The sequence below is a fragment of the Nocardia neocaledoniensis genome, assembly GCF_003182135.1.
GTDB classification, from domain to species: domain Bacteria; phylum Actinomycetota; class Actinomycetes; order Mycobacteriales; family Mycobacteriaceae; genus Nocardia; species Nocardia neocaledoniensis.
The window spans coordinates 88,443-107,333 of the sequence record NZ_QGTL01000011.1; the positions used below are offsets into that span (position 1 = coordinate 88,443).

Annotated in this window: 20 protein-coding genes and 1 pseudogene; 8 read left to right on the plus strand and 13 right to left on the minus strand. The window is 71.4% G+C overall.

What is annotated here, in order from left to right; all coding sequences use genetic code 11:
- Positions 1 to 101 precede the first annotated feature (101 nt).
- Complete coding sequence (locus DFR69_RS25580; RefSeq protein WP_110040189.1) at positions 102 to 3,317, plus strand: AfsR/SARP family transcriptional regulator; 3,216 nt, start codon at positions 102 to 104, stop codon at positions 3,315 to 3,317.
- A gap of 58 nt (positions 3,318 to 3,375) precedes the next feature.
- Here the strand turns inward: DFR69_RS25580 and DFR69_RS25585 are convergent, their stop codons facing one another.
- Together DFR69_RS25585 and DFR69_RS25590 are read right to left on the minus strand one after the other, a co-directional pair.
- Positions 3,376 to 3,936, minus strand: coding sequence for a dihydrofolate reductase family protein (locus DFR69_RS25585; protein WP_110040319.1), 561 nt, complete (start codon positions 3,934 to 3,936; stop codon positions 3,376 to 3,378).
- Positions 3,937 to 3,990: 54 nt separating this feature from the next.
- Positions 3,991 to 4,578, minus strand: a complete 588-nt coding sequence (locus DFR69_RS25590) for a TetR/AcrR family transcriptional regulator (protein ID WP_110040190.1) — start codon at positions 4,576 to 4,578, stop codon at positions 3,991 to 3,993.
- A 76-nt stretch (positions 4,579 to 4,654) separates the two neighbouring features.
- On the opposite strand from DFR69_RS25590, the gene DFR69_RS25595 reads away from it, so the two are divergent.
- Both DFR69_RS25595 and DFR69_RS25600 read left to right on the plus strand, forming a co-directional pair.
- Positions 4,655 to 5,134, plus strand: coding sequence for an anthrone oxygenase family protein (locus DFR69_RS25595; RefSeq protein ID WP_244198458.1), 480 nt, complete (start codon positions 4,655 to 4,657; stop codon positions 5,132 to 5,134).
- A 54-nt stretch (positions 5,135 to 5,188) separates the two neighbouring features.
- Positions 5,189 to 5,347, plus strand: a pseudogene (locus DFR69_RS25600) (isoprenylcysteine carboxylmethyltransferase family protein); the annotation flags it as partial.
- A 47-nt stretch (positions 5,348 to 5,394) separates the two neighbouring features.
- Here the strand turns inward: DFR69_RS25600 and DFR69_RS25605 are convergent.
- The 4 genes from DFR69_RS25605 to DFR69_RS25620 are packed head-to-tail and all read right to left on the minus strand — an operon-like array spanning position 5,395 to position 8,291.
- On the minus strand, positions 5,395 to 6,021 hold the full coding sequence (locus tag DFR69_RS25605) for an MBL fold metallo-hydrolase (protein WP_110040191.1): 627 nt from the start codon (positions 6,019 to 6,021) through the stop codon (positions 5,395 to 5,397).
- Positions 6,018 to 7,103: an S-(hydroxymethyl)mycothiol dehydrogenase gene (locus DFR69_RS25610; protein WP_110040192.1), complete on the minus strand. Its 1,086-nt coding sequence runs from the start codon at positions 7,101 to 7,103 to the stop codon at positions 6,018 to 6,020. Before DFR69_RS25610 ends, DFR69_RS25605 begins: the two co-directional genes overlap by 4 nt.
- 56 nt (positions 7,104 to 7,159) lie before the next feature.
- Complete coding sequence (locus DFR69_RS25615; protein ID WP_110040193.1) at positions 7,160 to 7,378, minus strand: three-helix bundle dimerization domain-containing protein; 219 nt, start codon at positions 7,376 to 7,378, stop codon at positions 7,160 to 7,162.
- A 37-nt stretch (positions 7,379 to 7,415) separates the two neighbouring features.
- Positions 7,416 to 8,291, minus strand: a complete 876-nt coding sequence (locus DFR69_RS25620) for a nuclease (protein ID WP_110040194.1) — start codon at positions 8,289 to 8,291, stop codon at positions 7,416 to 7,418.
- A 241-nt stretch (positions 8,292 to 8,532) separates the two neighbouring features.
- Between DFR69_RS25620 and DFR69_RS25625 the strand changes: the two genes are divergently transcribed.
- Both DFR69_RS25625 and DFR69_RS25630 read left to right on the plus strand, forming a co-directional pair.
- Entirely contained in the window at positions 8,533 to 9,303 is a 771-nt protein-coding gene (locus DFR69_RS25625; protein WP_110040195.1) for an ankyrin repeat domain-containing protein, read from the plus strand.
- Positions 9,304 to 9,342: 39 nt separating this feature from the next.
- Complete coding sequence (locus DFR69_RS25630) at positions 9,343 to 10,260, plus strand: alpha/beta fold hydrolase (RefSeq protein ID WP_110040196.1); 918 nt, start codon at positions 9,343 to 9,345, stop codon at positions 10,258 to 10,260.
- On the opposite strand, the gene DFR69_RS25635 is transcribed toward DFR69_RS25630, so the two are convergent.
- Positions 10,244 to 11,236 carry a GlxA family transcriptional regulator gene (locus tag DFR69_RS25635; protein ID WP_110040197.1) on the minus strand — a complete coding sequence of 331 codons (993 nt, stop codon included), beginning with the start codon at positions 11,234 to 11,236 and terminating at the stop codon, positions 10,244 to 10,246. The two genes, DFR69_RS25630 and DFR69_RS25635, sit on opposite strands and share 17 nt — an antisense overlap.
- 145 nt (positions 11,237 to 11,381) lie before the next feature.
- Here DFR69_RS25635 and DFR69_RS25640 point away from each other — a divergent pair, with 145 nt between their 5' ends.
- Positions 11,382 to 11,954, plus strand: coding sequence for a hypothetical protein (locus DFR69_RS25640; protein WP_146229425.1), 573 nt, complete (start codon positions 11,382 to 11,384; stop codon positions 11,952 to 11,954).
- A gap of 60 nt (positions 11,955 to 12,014) precedes the next feature.
- Here DFR69_RS25640 and DFR69_RS25645 read toward each other — a convergent pair whose 3' ends face one another.
- A complete protein-coding gene (locus tag DFR69_RS25645; protein WP_110040199.1) occupies positions 12,015 to 12,548 on the minus strand; it encodes a hypothetical protein in 534 nt (177 codons plus the stop codon).
- On the opposite strand from DFR69_RS25645, the gene DFR69_RS25650 reads away from it, so the two are divergent.
- Positions 12,547 to 13,221, plus strand: coding sequence for a TetR/AcrR family transcriptional regulator C-terminal domain-containing protein (locus DFR69_RS25650; RefSeq protein ID WP_110040200.1), 675 nt, complete (start codon positions 12,547 to 12,549; stop codon positions 13,219 to 13,221). The genes DFR69_RS25645 and DFR69_RS25650 overlap by 2 nt on opposite strands.
- 7 nt (positions 13,222 to 13,228) lie before the next feature.
- Here the strand turns inward: DFR69_RS25650 and DFR69_RS25655 are convergent, their stop codons facing one another.
- Positions 13,229 to 13,882 (minus strand): TetR/AcrR family transcriptional regulator, encoded by a 654-nt coding sequence (locus DFR69_RS25655; RefSeq protein WP_110040201.1) that lies wholly within the window; start codon positions 13,880 to 13,882, stop codon positions 13,229 to 13,231.
- Between the two features lie 150 nt (positions 13,883 to 14,032).
- Between DFR69_RS25655 and DFR69_RS25660 the strand changes: the two genes are divergently transcribed.
- Positions 14,033 to 16,066 (plus strand): CocE/NonD family hydrolase, encoded by a 2,034-nt coding sequence (locus DFR69_RS25660; RefSeq protein WP_110040202.1) that lies wholly within the window; start codon positions 14,033 to 14,035, stop codon positions 16,064 to 16,066.
- Between the two features lie 7 nt (positions 16,067 to 16,073).
- Here DFR69_RS25660 and DFR69_RS25665 read toward each other — a convergent pair whose 3' ends face one another.
- Genes DFR69_RS25665 through DFR69_RS25680 form a run of 4 tightly spaced genes read right to left on the minus strand, consistent with a single transcriptional unit; the run spans position 16,074 to position 18,804 of the window.
- The gene (locus DFR69_RS25665) at positions 16,074 to 16,685 is read right to left on the minus strand and encodes a UdgX family uracil-DNA binding protein (protein WP_110040203.1); all 612 of its coding nucleotides are present in this window, start codon (positions 16,683 to 16,685) and stop codon (positions 16,074 to 16,076) included.
- Complete coding sequence (locus DFR69_RS25670; protein ID WP_110040204.1) at positions 16,682 to 17,464, minus strand: DUF72 domain-containing protein; 783 nt, start codon at positions 17,462 to 17,464, stop codon at positions 16,682 to 16,684. The genes DFR69_RS25665 and DFR69_RS25670 overlap by 4 nt, the downstream gene beginning before the upstream one ends.
- Positions 17,465 to 17,487: 23 nt before the next feature.
- Entirely contained in the window at positions 17,488 to 18,450 is a 963-nt protein-coding gene (locus DFR69_RS25675) for a TIGR03557 family F420-dependent LLM class oxidoreductase (protein WP_110040205.1), read from the minus strand.
- A 21-nt stretch (positions 18,451 to 18,471) separates the two neighbouring features.
- Positions 18,472 to 18,804 (minus strand): plasmid stabilization protein, encoded by a 333-nt coding sequence (locus DFR69_RS25680; protein ID WP_110040206.1) that lies wholly within the window; start codon positions 18,802 to 18,804, stop codon positions 18,472 to 18,474.
- Positions 18,805 to 18,891: the final 87 nt, after the last annotated feature.

Consider the following 18,891-nt stretch of genomic DNA (forward strand, 5'->3'; position numbering starts at 1 on the left):
TTCTCCTGGTGTCGAGTGCGTCGAGACAACAGTGCGCGCGGGTCCTTCCGGTTTGTTTACGGTCCGATTCCGGTGCGACCGGCAGCGGTTAGGGTGCGGATATGCGTTTCGGAGTGCTCGGTCCGTTGACGGTGTGGACCGACGGTGGCGCCGTCGTCCCGATCCCGGGCACCAAGGTGCGGGCCCTGCTAGCCGACCTGCTGCTCGCGGCCGGTCAGCCGGTGTCGGCCGACCGGCTCGTCGACGACATCTGGGGCGAGGACCCGCCCGGCAACCCGGCGGGCACCCTCGCGGCCAAGGCCTCGCAGCTGCGCCGCGCGCTCGACGACGCCGAACCCGGCAGCCGGGACCTGGTGGTCTCCCCGCCGCCCGGCTACCGCCTCGCGAGCACCGAGGTCGACGCCCTGCGCTTCCGTGCCCTGCTGGCCGAGGCGCGCACCGGCACCGACCCGGGCGCGCGGATCGCGACGCTCACCGAGGCACTCGGCCTGTGGCGCGGACCGGCCTTCGACGACTTCCGCGACGCGGAGTTCACCCGATCCGGCATCGCCCAGCTCGACGAACTGCGCCTCGTCGCGGTGGAGGAATTGGCGGAGACACGGCTGTCCCTCGGCGAATACGGCACCGCCGCAGGCGAACTCGCGCCCTTCGTCGCCGCGCATCCGCTGCGGGAGCGGCTGCGCGCCGCCCAGCTGCGCGCGCTCTACGGCGCGGGCCGCCAGGCCGACGCGCTCGACAGCTACGAGGACCTGCGCAGGCAGCTCGCCGACGAGCTCGGCCTCGATCCCAGCCCGGAACTGGTCGACCTGCACCGCTCGATCCTCGGCCAGGACCCCGGCCTGGTGATCGCGCGTCCGGCCGCCGTGGTGCGCAGGCGGGCCACCAACATCCGCGCCGAGCGGACCGAATTGATCGGCCGGGCCGCCGATCTCGCGGCACTGACCGCCGCGGTCGGGGAGTCCCGCCTGGTCTCGCTGATCGGGCCGGGCGGAGTCGGCAAGACCGGGCTCGCCACCGCGACCGCGGCGGGCCTGACCTTTCCGCACGGCACCTGGCTCGTCGAACTCGCGCCGCTGGCCCCCGAGACCACCGACGCGGACCGGGTCGCCGACGCGGTCGCCCGGGCCGTCGGCGTGCGCCCGGGGGAGGGCGCCGACCCCGTCGAGGCGCTCGAGGACGCCCTGAGCGAGCAGGAGTTGCTGCTGGTCGTCGACAACTGCGAGCACATCATCGAGCACGTGGCCGATCTGGTGGCAGCCCTGCTTGGCGCGGCGCCCGGCCTGCGCGTGCTCGCGACCAGCCGCGAACAGCTACGCCTGGCGGGGGAGCACGTGGTTGCGATCGAGCCGCTGGCCCTTCCCGCGCCGGGCAGCGACCCGGCCGCGGTCGCCGAGTCGGACGCGGTGCGGCTCTTCGTGACCCGAGCCAGGGCCGGGGCGCGCGAGTTCACCCTCGACGCGGGCAACGCCGACGCCGTCGCCACCCTGTGCCGTCGGCTCGACGGCATTCCGCTGGCGCTGGAACTGGCCGCCACCCGGGTGCGCGCGCTCGGCGTGCACGAGATGGTGGCCCGGCTCGACGACCGGTTCCGGCTGCTCGCCACCGGGCATCGCGGCGCGCCACCGCGCCAGCAGACGCTCGCGGCCATGATCGACTGGAGCTGGGGACTGCTGGACGGCGACGAACGACTGGTCCTGCGCAGGCTCGCGGTCCACGCCGGTGGCTGCACCTTGGCGGCGGCCGAATCCGTCTGCGCCGCTCCCGCATCCGACGCGGAGTCGATCGATCCGGCGCTGGTGGTCGATGTGATCGCGCGGCTGGTCGACCGCTCGCTGGTGTGCCAGGCCGGCCGCCGCTACCACCTGCTCGAATCCGTCGCCGCGTTCAGCCTGGACCGCCTCGCCGAGACCGGTGAGGAAGCGGCCGTCCGTCGCGCGCAGCACGCCTACTACCTCGCACTGGCCGAGCGGGCCGCGCCGGAACTGTACGGCGCAGATCAGCGACGGTGGCTCGCCGCCCTCGACGCCGAGGACGCGAATCTGCAAGCTGCCCTTGATGGTTACCTCGCGCTCGGTGACGCCGAGGGCGCGCTGCGGCTGGCCGACGCGCTTGCCTGGTACTGGCTGTTGCGCGGCAGACTGCAATCGGCCCGCCGGCGGTTCGCCGCGGCGCTGGCGCTGGGCGGCACCGCCCGCCGTCGCGCACCCGTCGCGGCGTGGGAGCTCGCCGCCGCGTTCCGGCAGGGAGACTTCGCCGACGTCACCGCGCGACGCACCGAGGTGACAGCCGGATTGGCGGCCGTCGACGATCCGATCGAGCGGGTCAGGGCGGAGGTCGTCCTGCTGGTGTCGGCGCTCGAGGCGGGCGCCAACCAGGATCTGGAAACCTCCGTGCGCGCCCTGCTGGCCGACGCCGAACAGTTCGGTGACCGGTGGACGATCGCGACCATCCAGGTGGCACTGGCCAAGTCGGCGCACAGCCGGGCCGATGTGGACGCCCTCGCCCGCCACGCCACCGAGGCCGCCCGGCTCTTCGCCGAACTCGGCGACCGCTGGGGACGCCTGCAGGCCGCCGAGTGGCTCGGCGGCCTGGCCGAACTCACCGGCGATCTGGCCGGCGCCGCCGAGATCCACCGCGAGGCACTGGTACTGGCGAAGGAGCTCGAGCTGTGGGGGCAGGTGTCCGCGCACCTGTGCTGGCTGGGCTGGATCGCCATGCAGCACACCGAGTTCGGCGAAGCCCGCGACCTGGCCGAGCAGGCGATGGTGCTCGCCGCCGAACAGGGCGACGGCGCCGGGCGGCTGTTCGCCTCGATCGTGTTGGCGTTCACGGCCCGCCGCGGCGGTCGGCCCGAGGAGGCCGAGCGGCTGCTGCGGGCACTGCTCGCCGACGCCGCCGACGACACCGAAACCCCGTTGTTCGTGCCGATGCTGCAGGTCGAACTCGGCTACCTGCTGGAACTGCGCGGCGAACCGGCGGCCGGTCTGGCCGAGCATCTACGCGCATTCGACGGCTCGCAGCGTATCGACGCGCCCCGCGACGCCGCGTTCGCGCTCGGCGGCGCTGCGGCCGCTACCGCCGCGCTCGGCGAATTCGACACCGCCGCACGGCTGCTCGGCGCCGCCGAAGCACTGCGCGCCGACACCGGGATGCCCCTGCTGCCCGCCGAACGGCCCGACATCGACCGCGCCACCGATCGGGTCCGCGCGGAAATGGGCGCAGACGCGTTCACCGCCGCCCACGCTGCCGGTCTCGGCCTGACCGCGGCCGAGGCACGCCGCCTCATCGACGCCGCGGCGATGTCCTCGACTCCGTGAGGGCGTCGACCGTGGCCGCCGTCTGAGCGCAGGCCCGAACAGCTGCTATCCCGTACCGTCAGGACGCGGCGGGAACGTAACGCAGGCCGACGATTCCGCACTCGAACCGCGTCGCCGACGCGAGCGCGAACCGCTGATCGGCTCCGGTCGCCGCGAAGACCGGCAGCCCGGCGCCGATCGCGGTCGGGTTGACGAACAGGTTCAGCTCGTCGAACAGGCCGTCGGCGATCAGGCTCGCGACCAGTTCCCCGCCGCCGTAGGCGATGATGTCGCCACCCGGCTTCGCCTTGAGCTCGCGAAGGGCGGCGGCCGCGTCGGCGGCGACAACGGTGTTGTCCCAAGGGGATTCGGTGAGCGTGCGCGAGATGACCACCTTCGGCGTCTTGTTCATGGTGTCGATCGCCTCCTGCGGCTCGTGCTCGGGCCCCGCCGCCCAGTGCGGGATGAAGCCCTCGGCGAGCTTGCGCCCCAGCACGATGGTGTCGACCGGCTCGGTGAGCGCGCCGATGTGGGCAGCGAGGTCGTCGCTCCAGTCGAACGTCAGCCAGTCCATCTCCCCGTTCGGGCCTGCCATGAAGCCGTCGATGGTGGTCTGGACCTGGAGCTTGAACTTGCGCATGATGGGCATCCCTTCGCGTTGTCGCCGGTGTGATGCCACTGTCGCCGAACCGCCTTACGGAATGTTTACGCTGCCGCCGACCAGCCGCAGCACGCTCTCCCGGAGCGCCTTCTCCGCCTCCGGTTGCTCCATCCGGCCGGACCTGACCTCGTCGCCCGCTGCGTGGCTGACCGCGACGATCGCGGCGACCAGCCAGGGCGCGCTCAGGGTGCCGTCGAACTCGCCCGCCCGCTGGCCACGCCGGACGAGCCGCAACAACCGGTCGTTGACGGGCAACTGCCGGTCCTCGTCCCGCTGCCGGGCGAACGCACCGACGTGGTGGGCCAGCGGGGCGACGCGGAAGAACCGCCAACCCACCGCGAGCATGCGCAGCAGGGCATCGCGCGCGGGCCCGCTGTCCAGGTCGGCCTCGCGCATCGCCGCCGCCGCCCGCTCGGTCGTCCGGGTGATCACGGCGTCGACCAGCTCGTCGCGAGAAGTGAAGTGCGCGTAGACGGTTTGCCGCGTCACGCCTGCCTCGGCGGCGATGGCCGCCATCCCCGCGTCGGGGTGGGTTGCCAGCAGCCGGGTGGCGGCGTCGAGGACGGCGGCTCGGCTGCGGGCTGCGTCCGCGCGCCGCTTCGGTTCCCGTGGTCCGGTCAAAGTCTTACACCCTTGTCAAATTTATCGGCCGAACTTAACCTTTACATGTCTGTAAGAATTCTACGGCTGGAGTGCTGTGAAGTCCCTGTCCACGCTGGCCCGCCCGCTCGCCCTGTGCGCCACCGGCCTGCTCGCCGGTGCCTTCGGCTACGGCGCCGCCAATCTCGTCCCGACGTTCCATCGCGTGCCGCTGCAGATGCGCCTGGAATTCCATACCGAACTCATGCGCAACAACAGCATCAGCATGCAGGCCACCATGGCCGCGGCCGCCCTGAGTTGCCTGGTCGTCGCCGTGTTCGCGGCCGGGCGCGCCCGATGGCTCGCCGGAGTGGCGACGGCGTTGATCGTCGCCTCGTTCGCGATCACCCGGCTGGGCAATGTGCCGATCAACCATCAGATCAACCGCTGGGCCGTCGACGGGGCACCGCCGGACTACGCGTCGATCCTTGCTCGCTGGGATCAGTTCCACCTGTTCCGCACCGGGACCGCCCTGGTGGCCTTCGCCCTGGTGATCGTGCTCGTCACTGTTGATGCCGGCAATCGGAGGGATGCCTAACCGATATCGGGCGTCATAACGGCGGCGATCCAGTCCGGATGGGGCCAGGCATGCGCGCTGCTCGCGTTCGCGCTGCTCGTGACGACGATCGAACTCCAGGTACGCGTCGTCGAAGAGCCCTACCTGTCCAGGGTCCACGGTGCGGACTATCGCGACTATCGCGCCACGACAGGAAGATTCGTCCCCGGCCTCGGTCGCGCGGCCGACGCGTGACGCGACGGCGGTGCGCCCACCCGGCGCACCCCCGCACGTCGTCCCGCTCAGTGACCGCGGGCGATCCAGTCCGCCAGTGCCGGCTTCTCGGCGCCGATGGTGGTCGTGTCGCCGTGGCCGGTGTGGACCGTGGTCTGCTCCGGCAGGGTGAGCAGCCGGTCGCGGATGGAATCGATGATGGTGTCGAAGTCGGAGAACGAACGTCCGGTGGCGCCGGGGCCGCCGGCGAACAGGGTGTCCCCGGTGAACAGGGCCGCCAGCTCCGGCAGGTGCAGGGAGACCGAGCCGGGGGAGTGGCCCGGGGTGTGCAGGATGTCGATGTCGGTGCCCGCCACCGTGATCCGCTTCGTGTCGGCCAGGGAGCGATACGCGGCATCCGGGTGGGTCATCCGCCACAGCGGCTCGTCACCCGGATGGAGCAGCACCGGCGCGTCCAGGCGGGCGGCCAGCTCGGGGGCGACGGTGACGTGGTCGTTGTGGCCGTGCGTGCACAGGATCGCGGTGACGTGCCGGGAGCCGACCGCGGCCGCGATGGCCTCGGCGTCGTGCGCCGCGTCGACGACGAGGACCTCCTCGTCGTCCCCGATCAGCCACACATTGTTGTCGACCTCCCACGTGCCGCCGTCGAGCGCGAAAACGCCCGAGGTCACGACCTTCTCGACGCGGGCGGTCACCGGACCACCACCGAGCGCAGCACCTTGCCCGCGCCCATGGCCGCGAACGCGGCCTCGACGTCGTCGAGGCCGATGCGCTCGGTGACGAAGCGGTCCAGCGGCAGCCTGCCCTGCCGGTAGAGGTCGACGAGCATCGGGAAGTCGCGTTCGGGCAGGCAGTCGCCGTACCAGGACGACTTGAGCGCGCCGCCGTGCGAGAACAGGTCGATCAGCGGCATGTCCAGGGTCATGTCCGGAGTCGGCACGCCGACGAGCACCACGGTGCCCGCCAGGTCGCGGCCGTAGAACGCCTGCTTCCAGGTCTCCGGCCTGCCGACCGCGTCGATCACCACGTCGGCGCCCCAGCCGTCGGTGAGCTCCTTGATCCGCTCCACGACGTCCTCGGTGCTCGCGTCGATGGTGTGGGTGGCGCCGAACTCGGTGGCCCACTCCAGCTTCTGCGGATCGCGATCGATCGCGATGATGGTGCCCGCGCCGGCGAGCCGGGCCCCGGCCACGGCCGCGTCGCCGACACCGCCGCAGCCGATCACCGCGACGCTGTCACCGCGCGAGACGGCGCCGGTGTTCATCGCGGCGCCGATGCCCGCCATCACGCCGCAGCCGAGCAGGCCGGCGACCGCGGGATCGGTCTCGGGATCGACCTTGGTGCACTGCTTCTCGTGCACGAGGGTCTTGTCGGCGAAGGCGCCGATGCCCAGCGCCGGGGTGAGCGGGGTGCCGTCGGTGAGCGTCATCGGGACGCTCGCGTTGTGGGTGTCGAAGCAGTACCAGGGTCGGCCGCGGCGACAGGCCCGGCACTCCCCGCAGATCGCGCGCCAGTTCAGCACCACCACATCACCCTCGGCCACGTGGGTGACCGCGGATCCGACGGTCTCCACCACGCCCGCGGCCTCGTGGCCGAGCAGGAACGGGAACTGGTCGTTGATCCCGCCCTCGCGGTAGTGCAGGTCGGTGTGGCAGACGCCGCAGGCCTGGACGCGGACGACCACATCGTGCGGTCCCGGATCGGGGATGACGATGTCGACGGTCTCGACCGGCGCGTCCTGCGCTCGGGCGATGACGGCGCGTACGGTCTCGGGCATGCGGTACTCCTCGGGTCGGGATGATCTCCTCCCACGCTAGCGCCGCGCCCGCCCGCTCAGTCGGGGATGGGTGGTATCCCGCCGGTCGGCGTGCCGAGTTCCTCGCGCACATGGTGTTCCACGAGCAACGGCACGAAGTCCCGGACGTGCACCTTCGCGAAATGGTCGTAGGCGTGCTGGACGATGTCGGCGATCTCGGCGGGGGCGATCGTGGGGTAACGGATGGTCAGCCGTTCGATGACCTCGTCGAGTTGCTGGTCCTCGTGAGCAGTCATACCTCAGGATTACCCCTCACCCCGCCGGGGCAACAGGTCATTTCTCGTCGAAGACCAGATCCGCGGGCGGATGGGTCAGGCGCACGGTGTCGCCCTCGACGACGGTGATCGTGTCCAGGCCGGTGGTGGAGTGTCCGGTGGACAGGATGAAGAAGCGGTCGGCGGCCTGGGCGAGGAAGGCGGGGAACCCGGCCAGGGAGAGATCGCCGTCGCCGAGCTCGAGATAGTCGGCCAGGCGGCGGAAGAGCTTGGGCAGCAGCACCAGATCGTCGGTGAGCGAGGTCGGGGAGGTCACCGCCGCGCCGGTGGTCGTCACGTCGGACGCCCACACCCCGAGCGGGGTCGGCGCGGTGGCGGCGGCCGCCGAGACCGCGGCGAACTCCGCGCGCAAGGTGGGGAACAGGCTGCGGTAGAACGTCGGATAGGCCAGTCCGGTCGCCAGCTGGTGGTGGTTGAGGGTGAGCCGCAGCAGAGCGACGTCGACGAACATCTCGCTGCCGGATTCCTGCGGCGCGGCCCCACGACCGGCGAAGGCGACGCAGCGGCCGTGCAGATCGGCGCCGCGCGTGAGGACGAAGCCGGGGACGGTGTCCTGGTCGGTGGCTGTCACGGTCTCCGCCTCGTTGCGCACCACGCCGGTGAAGCCCAGCCAGGCGAGCAGCTCCGCCGCGGCCGCGTGGGCCAGGGACAGCGGCTGGTGGGTGCGGGTGCCGTGCCGGGGCGTGTAGTGCGTCTCGAGGGAGTCGATGCCGTCCAGCCGCAGCTGAGCGGCGCCGGCGGCATTGCGCTTGACGCGATGGGGGCCGGGCACACGGTCCCATTCGGTCGGGTCGTCGGGCCGGAAGCGCACCGAGTCACCGTCGGGCTGGGCGCCCTCGGCGACGAAAACTCCGGAGATCAGCAGAAACGGCATCGCGTGTCATTCGTCTCGTGCGCGGCCGGGCGGGGCGAGGCGGTCGCGCGGGCGTACCGCACCCAGTCTGGATATGCGCTGGCGCGCAAGGCAATACGACGGCCTCGATGGTTCGCCCGCTGTTCACGCGACGGTCACCACGGCTGCCATAGACAGCGTCGATCGAGATGATCGGCGCTGCGTCCTGGACGCGATCGCCGCTGGTGGGCACGGTGGAGGCGAGCTGACCAGAGGAGAAAACATGAATCCCGCTCGATCGACAGTCCGTGGCGCCCGCGCGAGTGTGCTCGCCCTCGCTGTGCTCGCGGTGGGCGTCGGTGCCTGCTCCGCCGACCCGGAGCCGCCCGCGGCGGCGACCTCGACCTCGGCCGTAGCGCCCGCGGGCACGACCACGCAGGCCCCGCTGACCACCCGTCAGCTCGACCACAGCCTCGACGACGACCTGTTCGACGCCGCCGAGGACGACGACGCGAACCGCGTGCGTGACCTGATCGCACGCGGCGCCGACCCGGAATCGCGCCACGACGACGGCCGCACCCCGCTGGTCGAGGCCACCAAGAACCGCGCGAGCGCGGCCGCGCTCGCGCTGATCGACGCGGGCGCCGACGTGAACGCCAAGGACGACCTGCAGGACTCGGCGTACCTCTACGCGGGCGCCGAGGGCATCGACGACATCCTCGCCGCCACCCTCGCGCACGGCGCCGACCTGCGCAGCGTGAACCGCTACGGCGGCACCGCGCTCATCCCCGCCAGTGAGCACGGGCATGTGAGCACCGTGCGGATGCTGATCGCCGCCGGGGTCGACGTCAACCACATCAACACGCCGCGGTGGACGGCGCTGCAGGAGGCGATCGTCTACGGCGACGGGTCCCAGCGCTACCAGGAGACCGTCACTGCCCTGCTCGACGCGGGCGCCGACCCGGACATCCGCGACGCGGACGGGCGCACCGCGCTGCAGAATGCCGAACGCCTCGGGCAGGACGCCATCGTCGCGTTGCTGCGCGAACGCTGAGACGCACCACCGTTCACCTGCGCGGACTATCCTCTTCCCATGGCCGAGGAAGCGCTGTTCCTGGACCCCGTGATCGGTCGACCGGCGATCAAGATCGGCTACTTCCCCGATCAATGGGCCTTCGACCGGTTCGCCGCCGCCTACAACGCCTCCATGGCGGTGTTGCCGCGGCCCGATGCCATCGCCGCGGTCTCCACGACCTTCGGCCCGGTGCGCGCCTACCGCTTCGGCCCCGGCGGGGATACGCCGCTGGTTCTCCTGGCCGGACGGCAGGCCAGTACCCCGATGTGGGCGGCGAATCTGCCGAGCCTGCTGGCCCAGCGCACCGTGTGGGCCCTCGACAGCATCGGCGAACCGGGTGCGAGCGCCCAGCATCGCGAACTGGCCGACGGTCGCGATCAGGCGACGTGGATCGCGGAAACCCTTGCCGGACTGGGTGTTGCGCGCGCGCACCTGCTCGGAGTGAGCATCGGCGGCAACCTGGCCGTGCAGACGGCGCTGCACCGGCCGGACGCCGTCGCCTCGATCACCCTGCTCGATCCGGCCAACACGTTCGCGCCACTGAGCTGGAAGATGATCGCGGTGTCGCTGGGCAGCACCGTGCCGATGATGCCGGACGGCGTGCGTCACCGGTTGCTGAGCTGGATCGCCGGCGGCGCCCCGGTCGACGAGACGGTGCCGGAAGGGCGGCTCATCGCGTCGGGCATGAAGGACTACCGGGTCGCGCAGCCGCTGCTGCCGCGCCCGACCGAGGAGCAGTTGCGCGGCCTCACCGTCCCGGTGCTCGCCCTGTTCGCCGGTCGCAGCATCGTGCACGACGCGGCGAAGGCCGCCGAGACCGCGCGGCTGATCCCCGGCGCCCAGGTGGAGGTGTGGGCGGACGCCTCGCACGCGATCAACGGCGAGCACCCGGACCGGATCGCCCGGCGCTTCGCCGAATTCACCGCGACGATCTGACCGTCCCGGTGTCGCCGTGCCGCGCGAGCGTGGCCCGGTAGTGCGCGGGCGCGACACCGAACTGCCGCACGAACGCCTGCCGGAGCGATTCGGCCGTCCCGAAACCGCAGCGCGACGCGATCGCCGCGACCGGCGTCGTGGTGTGCACGAGCAACTGCGCCGCCGCCTCGACCCGCGCGCGGCGGATGTGGCGGCCGGGCGTGACGCCGAGATACCGGCCGAACAGGCGGGTCAGATGACGCGCGCTCACCCCTTCGCGCGCGGCCAGCGCCGCGGTGGACAGATCGTCGGCCAGGTGCGCGGCGATGTGGGCCGTGACCCGGCGCACGAGCGCGTGCTCGGCCTGCGGCTGCGCGAGGAACATGCTCATCTGCGCCTGCGAGCCCGGCCGCTGCAGATAGGTGACCAGACCCCGCGCGACCTGCCTGGCCGGCTCGGCGCCGTGGTCCTCCTCGACGAAATCGAGCATGAGATCGATCGCGCTGGTCATGCCCGCGGCCGTCGACACCCGGCCGTCGCGGATGTAGATCGGTTCGGAATCGACAGTGATCTCGGGGTATTCGGCGGCCAGTTCGCCCGCCGTGATCCAGTGCGTGGTCGCCCGCTTGCCGTCGAGCAGCCCGGCCGCCGCCAGCACGCTCGCGCCCGTGCAGACGGAGGCGACGCGGCGGCTCACCGCGGCGAGCCGCCGGACATGGGCGACCAGGGCGGTGTCGCGCGCCGCGTCCTGGTGACCGAGGCCGCCGGAGACGACCAGCGTGTCGAGGGGACCGGTGATCTGCTCCAGCCGCGCCTCGCCGTGCAGCCGCAGCCCGGAATCGCAGGTGATCGTTCGGCCGCCCCTGGTGGCCAGCTCGACCCGGTACGCCGGGTCGACGCCGATCCGGTTCGCCAGAGCCAGCGTCGTGGTGACGCACGACAGGTCCAGCAGTTCGGCGCCGTCGTAGCCGATGACGACGACGGTCCTGGCGCTCATGTGGTCAGTGTAGGGGCGTCCGGGCGCATCGGCGCGGGTCTGTTCTGCCAGGAATCCCAAGAAAACAGACGCGGTGGGCCGGGGCGGTCGACCTCCGCCGGATCGGGCGCGACGCTGGGCGGACATCGATCCACGGAGGCCCGACATGACTGCCCGAACCGAACGTATGTCCCTGCGGCGCGGGTCTTTTCCGGACGTGGTCGTCCACCGTTGGCCCAGCCTGCTCGCCCTCGGACTGGTGCTGCTGATCTGGCCGACCGGGGCCGAGAACACGGTGCGCGTGCTCGCCGAGGTGCTCGTCGTCCTGCCGCTGATCTATCTGGTCACCGCGGCGCTGGGCAGGCCCGATCGCACCTGGGTGGTCTTCGGCGTGCTCACCGTGCTGTTCGGCGCGCTCGCCGCCCAGGACGTCGTGCCGACGACGGCGGGCCTGTCCGTGGTGGCCGTGCTCGCGGTCGCGGTGGCCGCGCGGACCGGTCGGGTCGACCGCGCCTTCCTGCTGCAGGTCGCGGGCTTCGTCCTCTTCAGCACGATCGCGGTGCTCGCCCAGCAGGTCGGCCTCGGCTGGGCGCGGGTCCTCGTCGCGGCGGGCTGGTTCGCCCACGGTCTGTGGGACTACGAACACCGCCACGCCCACCGCACGGTCGCCCGCACCTTCGCCGAGTTCTGCGGCCTGATCGACGTCATCGTCGGCGCCGCCGTCCTCCTGGTGCCCTAGCGCGACCACGGACCACGACGACGCCACGGCCGACGGGGCCGTGGCGTCGTCGACCGGCGATCAGCCCAGCACCGACACCGCGAGCCCGAGCAGCGCGCCGCCGAAAACCACGGTGTTGCGGACCTTCTGGAGGGTCCAGGTCCAGGCGGGGAAGCCGGCCTCGGCGCGGTCGAGCAGGGCGGGGACGTCGATGCGGGCCAGCTCGGAATCCCCGGCCCGAGCGAACGCGGCCTTCACCGACTTCGTCGCGGTGAGATTGCTGTAGACGATCACACAGTTTCCGAGCAGGACCAGGCCCAGCACCACCCAGTTCACCGGGCGGGCGAGGTCGAGGCCCGCCAGGTTCAGCGCGGCCGCGCCGAGCATGATCGCGGCGACCCCGAGCGGTGCGGCGCTCTCGTGCCCACTGGCGTCGAAGCGCATCCCGTGCTCGTGCAACGCGGACGTGCGCACACCCTGCCTGGCCAGCTCGGTCTGTGCCGACGCCATGGCGGCTCCGCCGTAGCGGTGCCGCACGACCGGCATGCTCAGAAACGCGGCGGCGATGGCGATCTCGATGACGGCGACGAGGGTGCGCGCCTCTCGTGACGGCATGGCACGCGACACCTTGACCAAGGAGCAGATCGTCGGCGCGGCGATCGCGCTGCTCGACGAGGAAGGGCTCGACGGGCTGAACATGCGCAGCCTCGGTCAGCGCCTCGACTCCGCCGCGACCGCCATGTACTGGCACGTGAAGAACAAGGACAATCTGGTCCGCCTCGCCGTCGACGAGGTGTGGGGCGAGATCGCCCTGCCGGATCCGGCGGCCACCGACTGGCGGGCCGCGGCCGAGGCCATGGCGACCGGGATGTACACCGTGCTCGCCCGGCATCCCTGGCTGGTGCAGGCGCAGGCGAGCCATCTGCTCTACGGCCCCAACAAGTCCCGGCACGACGAGCGCGCGCTGGCGATCTTCGAGGCGGCGGGATTCGACGACGACGATGCCGATCGCGCGGTCGCCGCGATCTTCCTGTTCGTGCTCGGCAACGCGACCGGACCTGCCGCGAATGTCTCCCTGCGCCGCCGGCTGGGCAAGGGTGGCGCCGATCCGGAAACCCAACTGGCGCAGGCGATGACGGAGGCCACGGCGATCGCGGGGAAGTTCCCGCGCCTGCGCGCGCGGATCGAGCGGGCCGCGGGCACGGGCTACAACGCCGCGCCCGACAGCACCTTCCGGTTCGGGCTCGCGGCGCTGCTGGACGGCCTCGGCGCGCGAACGGCCAGCTGACGCAGCCCTATTCGGTGGTGGTGGCGATGCGGGCGAGGACGGCGGTGACGACCAGGAAGCCGCTGTCGACGACGTCCTCGAGGGGTTGGCGGTAGTCGTCGAGGACCCACTTCTGGGCGATGATCAGGATGGCGCCGACCAGGCCGAGGACGACCATCCGCACGCTCACCTCCGGGTGGTTGTCCAGGTCCACATACGGCGTGAGCAGGGCCAGGCAGATGTCGACCAGGGCGTCCAGGACGTCGTGATAGGCGCGATCGACCGTCGGGCTCACGCCGAGGATCTCGAAGAAGGCGATCCGCGGCACCCGGGGGTCGTCGCGGATGAGCCGGAAGTACGCCGTCAGCGCGCCGCGCACCCTGGTGTCGATGTCGGCCTCGGTGTCACCGATGCCGAAGTGGATCGCCTCGAGCATGCGGGCGGTGACCTCGCGATAGACCTCGAGCAGCAAATCCTCACTGTCGGTGAAGGATTCGTAGAAGTACCGCTTGCCGACCCCGGCCGCGGTGCACAGTGTGATGACGGTGGTGTTGCGGTAGCCCTCGGTGCCGAAGGCCTCGGTCGCGGCCTCGATCAACCGGGTCCGGCGCTCCCGCTGCCGCTGTCCGGGCGCGGCACCGCGGTACCTGCGTCCGTCGGGATCGAGTTCGGGCGCGCTCACGACACCGATTCTGTCAGGTGCGGTCGCGGAGCCGCCGCGCGCGGGGGGATCGCCGGGAACATGTTCTTGCGATCGAACGTGACGCAGGCTACGTTACTTCCCGGTACGGGAACGTTGTGGTTCCCGATGGTGGAGGGCTGAGACCGAAGCATGATCAAACATCGAGGGCGTTTCGCCGCCCTGGTCGCGTCTGTCGTGGTGCTGGTGGGGGCGGTCGCCTCGGCCCCGGTCGGCCAGGCCCTGCCTGCCAACGGCGGCCTGGACGCGCAGTTCGTCGCCACGCACAACGGGCCGCAGCAATACCCGAACGTCTTCATCGAATGGGACGTGCCGATCACCATGAGTGACGGAACGGTATTGAAAGCCAACGTCTATCACCCGGCGGGCGCTGACGGTCAGCCGATCGCCGAGCCGACGCCGACGATCGTCAACATGACGCCCTACACCAAGCTGGTCTCCAACATCGCGGACTCCACGCTCGCGGTGCCGGCGCTGTCGGACCTGCTCATGCCGGTGCTGCAGAACCTGGACTTCTCGCCGTTCGGCTTCAGCACCCTCAGCGACATGATGAAGGCGCTGCCCGGCGGCGCCGCCCGCACCTTCGGCGTGGACCGCAACCTGATCCGTGGCGGCTACACCCAGGTGGTCGTCGACGTGCGCGGCACCGGCTTCTCCCAGGGCACCTGGCAGGTGTTCGGCGAACGCGAACAGCTCGACGGCGTCGAGGTGGTCGACTGGGCCGCGAAGCAGGGCTGGTCGAACGGCAAGATCGGCATGAGCGGCATCTCCTACTCGGGGATCAACCAGCTGCAGACCGCGCAGCGGCAGCCCGAGGCGTTGAAGGCGATCTTCCCGATCGTGCCCGGCAGCGACCTCATCCGCGATGTCGCCGCGCCCGGCGGCGCGCTCGGCATCGGTTTCATCCCCGCCTGGCTGCTCGCCGTCGACGGCGCGAAACTGCTGCCGGACCTGGTCTCCATCCTGAGCGGCAAGTTCGACTGGCAGTGGCTGGCCGATCGGGTACGCGACCCGTTCACCTTCTTCAACGTCCTCATCGCGGCGCTGACCACCCCGACGGTCGAGCAGATCCCGCCGGAGATGGCCTCGATCCTCGACGACGAGAGCCCGCTGCGCACCGCCTGGGTCGGCGAACCCGATCAGGTGCGGGTGCCGACGTTCCTCTACGGCGGCTGGCACGACATCTTCACCTACTCGACCCCGCGCATCTACAACGCCGTCGACGTGCCCGCCGAGCAGAAGAAGCTCATCATGGGCGACGTCTACCACGTGACGGTGAGCTCCGGGCTGGGTCAGGCCGGCGCGCCCGCACCGCTGGAATCGTTGCAGCGGGCCTGGTTCGACAAGTGGCTCAAGGGCATCGACAACGGCATCGACCGGTACGAGCCGGTCACCCTGTGGCAGCAGGGCAGCGAGCAGTGGACCTCCGACGTCGCGTTCCCGCGTCCGGGGATGCAGCACCGGCGGCTCTACCTGGACGGCGCGCCGTCGGGGACCGCGCCGGGCGCCAGGTACGACGGCAGCCTGGTCGCCTCGCCCGGTGCGGCACAGCGACTCTCGGTCGACCCGAGCCTGACCACGATCTGCTCGCGCGACGCCGCGCAGGGCACGGCGGGCCTGGTGCCGCTGCCGGACATCTGCGTGGAGGACGCCAGGATCAGTGAGGGCGCCGCGCTCACCTTCACCTCCGCCCCGGTCACCCAGCCGACCCGGATCTCCGGCGCGATCGCCGCGCACCTGAACACGGTGCTCGACGCGACCGACGGATACTGGACGGTCACGGTGAACGATGTGGCCCCCGACGGCCGCTCGACGGTGTGGACGCAGGGGCAGCTGATGGCCTCGCTGCGCGCGGTCGACGACGGCAAGTCGACCCGCTCGCCCAACGGCGACTACACCGATCCGTATCCGATCCTCACCCTCGACACCCGCCAGCCGGTGGTGCCGGGCGAACCGACCACCATCGACATCGGCATCCGCGCCACCGACGGCGTGCTGCAGCCGGGCCACCGGCTCCGGGTGGACGTGTTCGCGAGCAACTTCCCCAGCGGAATCCCGTTGCGGCCGTTGCTGAACGAGAGCGGTCTGCGCACCCAGCACCTGGAGCTCGATCCGGCGCGGCCGAGCTGGATCAACGTGCCGATGGACACCGATCCGGGCTGGTGACCCGGCCTCACCCCGCCGCGAACAACCGCCGCAGGTCGTCGACGAACGCGGTGTAGGCCTGCGCGCGGTCCTCGGCGCGCAGCACCGCGGCGGGGTGCACGGTCACCCCGACCCGGTGGTGCTCGCCGTCGACGACCTGTCCGCGCAGTGCGGTGACCTTGGCCTTCGGGCCGAGCACCGCCTGCGTGGCGATCGCGCCGAGGCAGATCACCAGCCGCGGGGCGATCAGCTCCAGTTCGGTCGCCAGCCACGGAGCACAGGCCACGATCTCGGTCCGGCGTGGTTGCTGATGGATGCGGCGCTTGCCGCGTTCGACGAACCGGAAGTGCTTGACCGCGTTGGTCAGATACAGCGTGTCGCGGTCGACGCCGATTTCGGCGAGCGCGCGATCGAGCAGGTGGCCCGCCGGTCCGACGAACGGGTGCCCGTCGAGATCCTCGTCGTTGCCGGGCTGTTCGCCGACCAGCACCGTGTCGGCCGTGGCCGAGCCCTCGCCGAAGACGGTCTGGGTGGCGTCGCGATAGAGATCGCACCCGTGGCACCGTTCGGCGGCGGCGCGCACCGTGGCCAGGTCCTCGGTGCGCGGAACGTACTGCGCCGCACCCGGATACTTCGTCATCGGGAGCGCCCCGCCGTGGCCGTCGCAGGCTCGGGTACGCGGGTGACGGGCGCGCCCGCCCGGTCGGCCAGCCGCGCGAAGGTGATCGCGTCGCCGACCGCCGCCCCGCCCGGATCGTTGTTGAAGTAGACGTGCAGGTCGGCATCGGCGGGCCAGCTGTCGAGCAGCCGGTGCACCCAGCTGTCGAGGGCCTGGCGGCCGTAGTGCGGTGGCGGGTAGGCGCGGCCGGCGTGCAGACGCAGATAGGCCCAGTCGGTGGTGCGCCAGCGCGGCGTCACCGGATGCGAGTCCCGATCGGCCCAGGCCAGGGCCGCGCCGTGCGATTCGAGCACTGTGCGGACGTCGTCGGTCCACCAGGATTCGTGGCGCGGTTCCACCGCCACCCGCACCGAGCGCGGGAAGCAGCTCAGGCAGTCGTCGAGCAGGGGCGCGTCCGCGCGCAGGGTCGGCGGCAGTTGCAACAGGATCGGCCCGAGTTTGCCGCCGAGGCCCTCGGCTCGGTCCAGCAGGCGGCGCACCGGTTCGGCCGGGTCGCGCAGGCGCTTGATGTGCGTGAGGTAGCGGCTGGCCTTCACCGAGACCAGGAAGTCCTTCGGTGTGCGGGTTCGCCACGCGCCGAAGGTGTCCCGGCTCGGCAGCCGGTAGAAGGCGTTGTTGGACTCGACCGTCGCGAAGGACTCGGCGTAGTGCTCGAGCCAGCGGCGCACCGGCATGTTGTCCGGATACAGCAGCCCGCGCCAGTCGCGGTACTGCCAGCCGGAGGTTCCCACCCGGATCACCGCATCACCTCCCTTTCCTGTGGTCAGCCGGGCGCGGCGCGCAGGAGCGGATCGAGTTCACTCGCGTAGAAGTCCAGGAACGCGTCCATGTCCGGGCCCGCGTTCATCAGGACCACGCGATCGAATCCCGCGTCGGTGTACTGCCGCACCGCCTCGACATAGCGTTTGGGGTCGTTGCCGCAGACGAAGGCGTCGAGCATGTCGTCCTCGCGGACGGTCGTCGTCGCGGCGGCGAAGTTCGCCGGGTTGGGCAGCTCGCTCATCACCTTCCAGCCGCCGACCGCCCAGCGATTGGTCGACAGCGCGGCGGCCGCGGCCTCGAGCTCGGTCTCGGCGAAGGCGACGCCGAGTTCGGCGTAGCGCGGCCCCGTGCCGCCCGCGTGCTGGTAGGTCCGCACGAGTTCGCCGTTGGGCTCCGTGCTGAACAGCCCGTCACCCAGTTCGGCCGCGACCCGCGCGGCCGCGGCGCCACCCGCCGCCACCGCGATGTCGGGCAGCGGGTCGGGCAGGTCGAACACCCGCGCGTCCGACAGCGACAGGTAGCGGCCGTCGTAGCTGCGATACCCGCCCTGCCAGAGCAGCCGGATGATCTCGAGCGCCTCGCGCAGCATGGCCTGGCGCGTCGCCACGGGCGGGAACTCCCGGCCGACGACGTGCTCGTTGAGCCGTTCCCCCGAGCCGATGCCCAGGGTGAAGCGGCCGTCGGAGACCAGCGCGGTGGTCGCGGCGGCCTGCGCGATGATCGCGGGGTGGTAGCGGATGATCGGGCAGGTCACGCCGGTGGCCAGGCCGATCCGTTCGGTACGCGCGGCGAGCGTGCCCAGCACGGTCCAGACGAAGGGGGAGTGGCCCTGCTCGTCGAGCCACGGATGGAAGTGATCGCTCATCTCGACGAAGTCGAAGCCGGCGGCCTCGGCCCGAACGGCTTGGCGCACCAGCTCGTTCGGGCCGAACGCCTCGGCGGCCAACTTGAATCCGATCTGCATGGCGCGCCTTTCGTTGCGGGGTCAGTCGCGGCCGAGGGCGTGGGCCAGTTCCTGCTTGTTCATCTTCGAGCGGCCGTCGATGTTGCGACGGCGGGCTTCCTCGTAGAGCTGGTCGCGGGTCAGCCCGCGCGGCCCCTTGCGATGGGCGCGCTGACCACCGCGCCGCTGCGGCGAGGTGTCGGTGCGCGAGAGCTTGCTCGAGCGCTTGGCCTCCCCGGACTGCGCCCGGTTCTTGTTCACCGTGCGCGCCGCGATCTCCTCGGCCCGGTCCTCACCGACGCCCTTCTCGCGCTGCGACTCCTTGATGTGCTTGTACTGCCGTTCGCGCTTGTCACTCCATGCTTGCTGCGGCATCGCTACACCTCCACATCTCGACGGGTGCTTCTGCCTGCCGTCTACCCGGGCAGCGCGAACGGAAACAGCGCGGGCCGGGCCGTCCCG

Bases quoted from the DNA above. Each gene is read 5' to 3' on its own strand.
- DFR69_RS25635 (WP_110040197.1), bottom strand. From the start codon at position 11,236: ATGAGCGCCAGGACCGTCGTCGTCATCGGCTACGACGGCGCCGAACTG.
- DFR69_RS25580 (WP_110040189.1), top strand. From the start codon at position 102: ATGCGTTTCGGAGTGCTCGGTCCGTTGACGGTGTGGACCGACGGTGGC.
- DFR69_RS25610 (WP_110040192.1), bottom strand. From the start codon at position 7,103: ATGCCCGAGACCGTACGCGCCGTCATCGCCCGAGCGCAGGACGCGCCG.
- DFR69_RS25650 (WP_110040200.1), top strand. From the start codon at position 12,547: ATGGCACGCGACACCTTGACCAAGGAGCAGATCGTCGGCGCGGCGATC.
- DFR69_RS25630 (WP_110040196.1), top strand. From the start codon at position 9,343: ATGGCCGAGGAAGCGCTGTTCCTGGACCCCGTGATCGGTCGACCGGCG.
- DFR69_RS25640 (WP_146229425.1), top strand. From the start codon at position 11,382: ATGACTGCCCGAACCGAACGTATGTCCCTGCGGCGCGGGTCTTTTCCG.
- DFR69_RS25645 (WP_110040199.1), bottom strand. From the start codon at position 12,548: ATGCCGTCACGAGAGGCGCGCACCCTCGTCGCCGTCATCGAGATCGCC.
- DFR69_RS25615 (WP_110040193.1), bottom strand. From the start codon at position 7,378: ATGACTGCTCACGAGGACCAGCAACTCGACGAGGTCATCGAACGGCTG.
- DFR69_RS25680 (WP_110040206.1), bottom strand. From the start codon at position 18,804: ATGCCGCAGCAAGCATGGAGTGACAAGCGCGAACGGCAGTACAAGCAC.
- DFR69_RS25585 (WP_110040319.1), bottom strand. From the start codon at position 3,936: ATGCGCAAGTTCAAGCTCCAGGTCCAGACCACCATCGACGGCTTCATG.
- DFR69_RS25620 (WP_110040194.1), bottom strand. From the start codon at position 8,291: ATGCCGTTTCTGCTGATCTCCGGAGTTTTCGTCGCCGAGGGCGCCCAG.
- DFR69_RS25675 (WP_110040205.1), bottom strand. From the start codon at position 18,450: ATGCAGATCGGATTCAAGTTGGCCGCCGAGGCGTTCGGCCCGAACGAG.
- DFR69_RS25660 (WP_110040202.1), top strand. From the start codon at position 14,033: ATGATCAAACATCGAGGGCGTTTCGCCGCCCTGGTCGCGTCTGTCGTG.
- DFR69_RS25625 (WP_110040195.1), top strand. From the start codon at position 8,533: ATGAATCCCGCTCGATCGACAGTCCGTGGCGCCCGCGCGAGTGTGCTC.
- DFR69_RS25665 (WP_110040203.1), bottom strand. From the start codon at position 16,685: ATGACGAAGTATCCGGGTGCGGCGCAGTACGTTCCGCGCACCGAGGAC.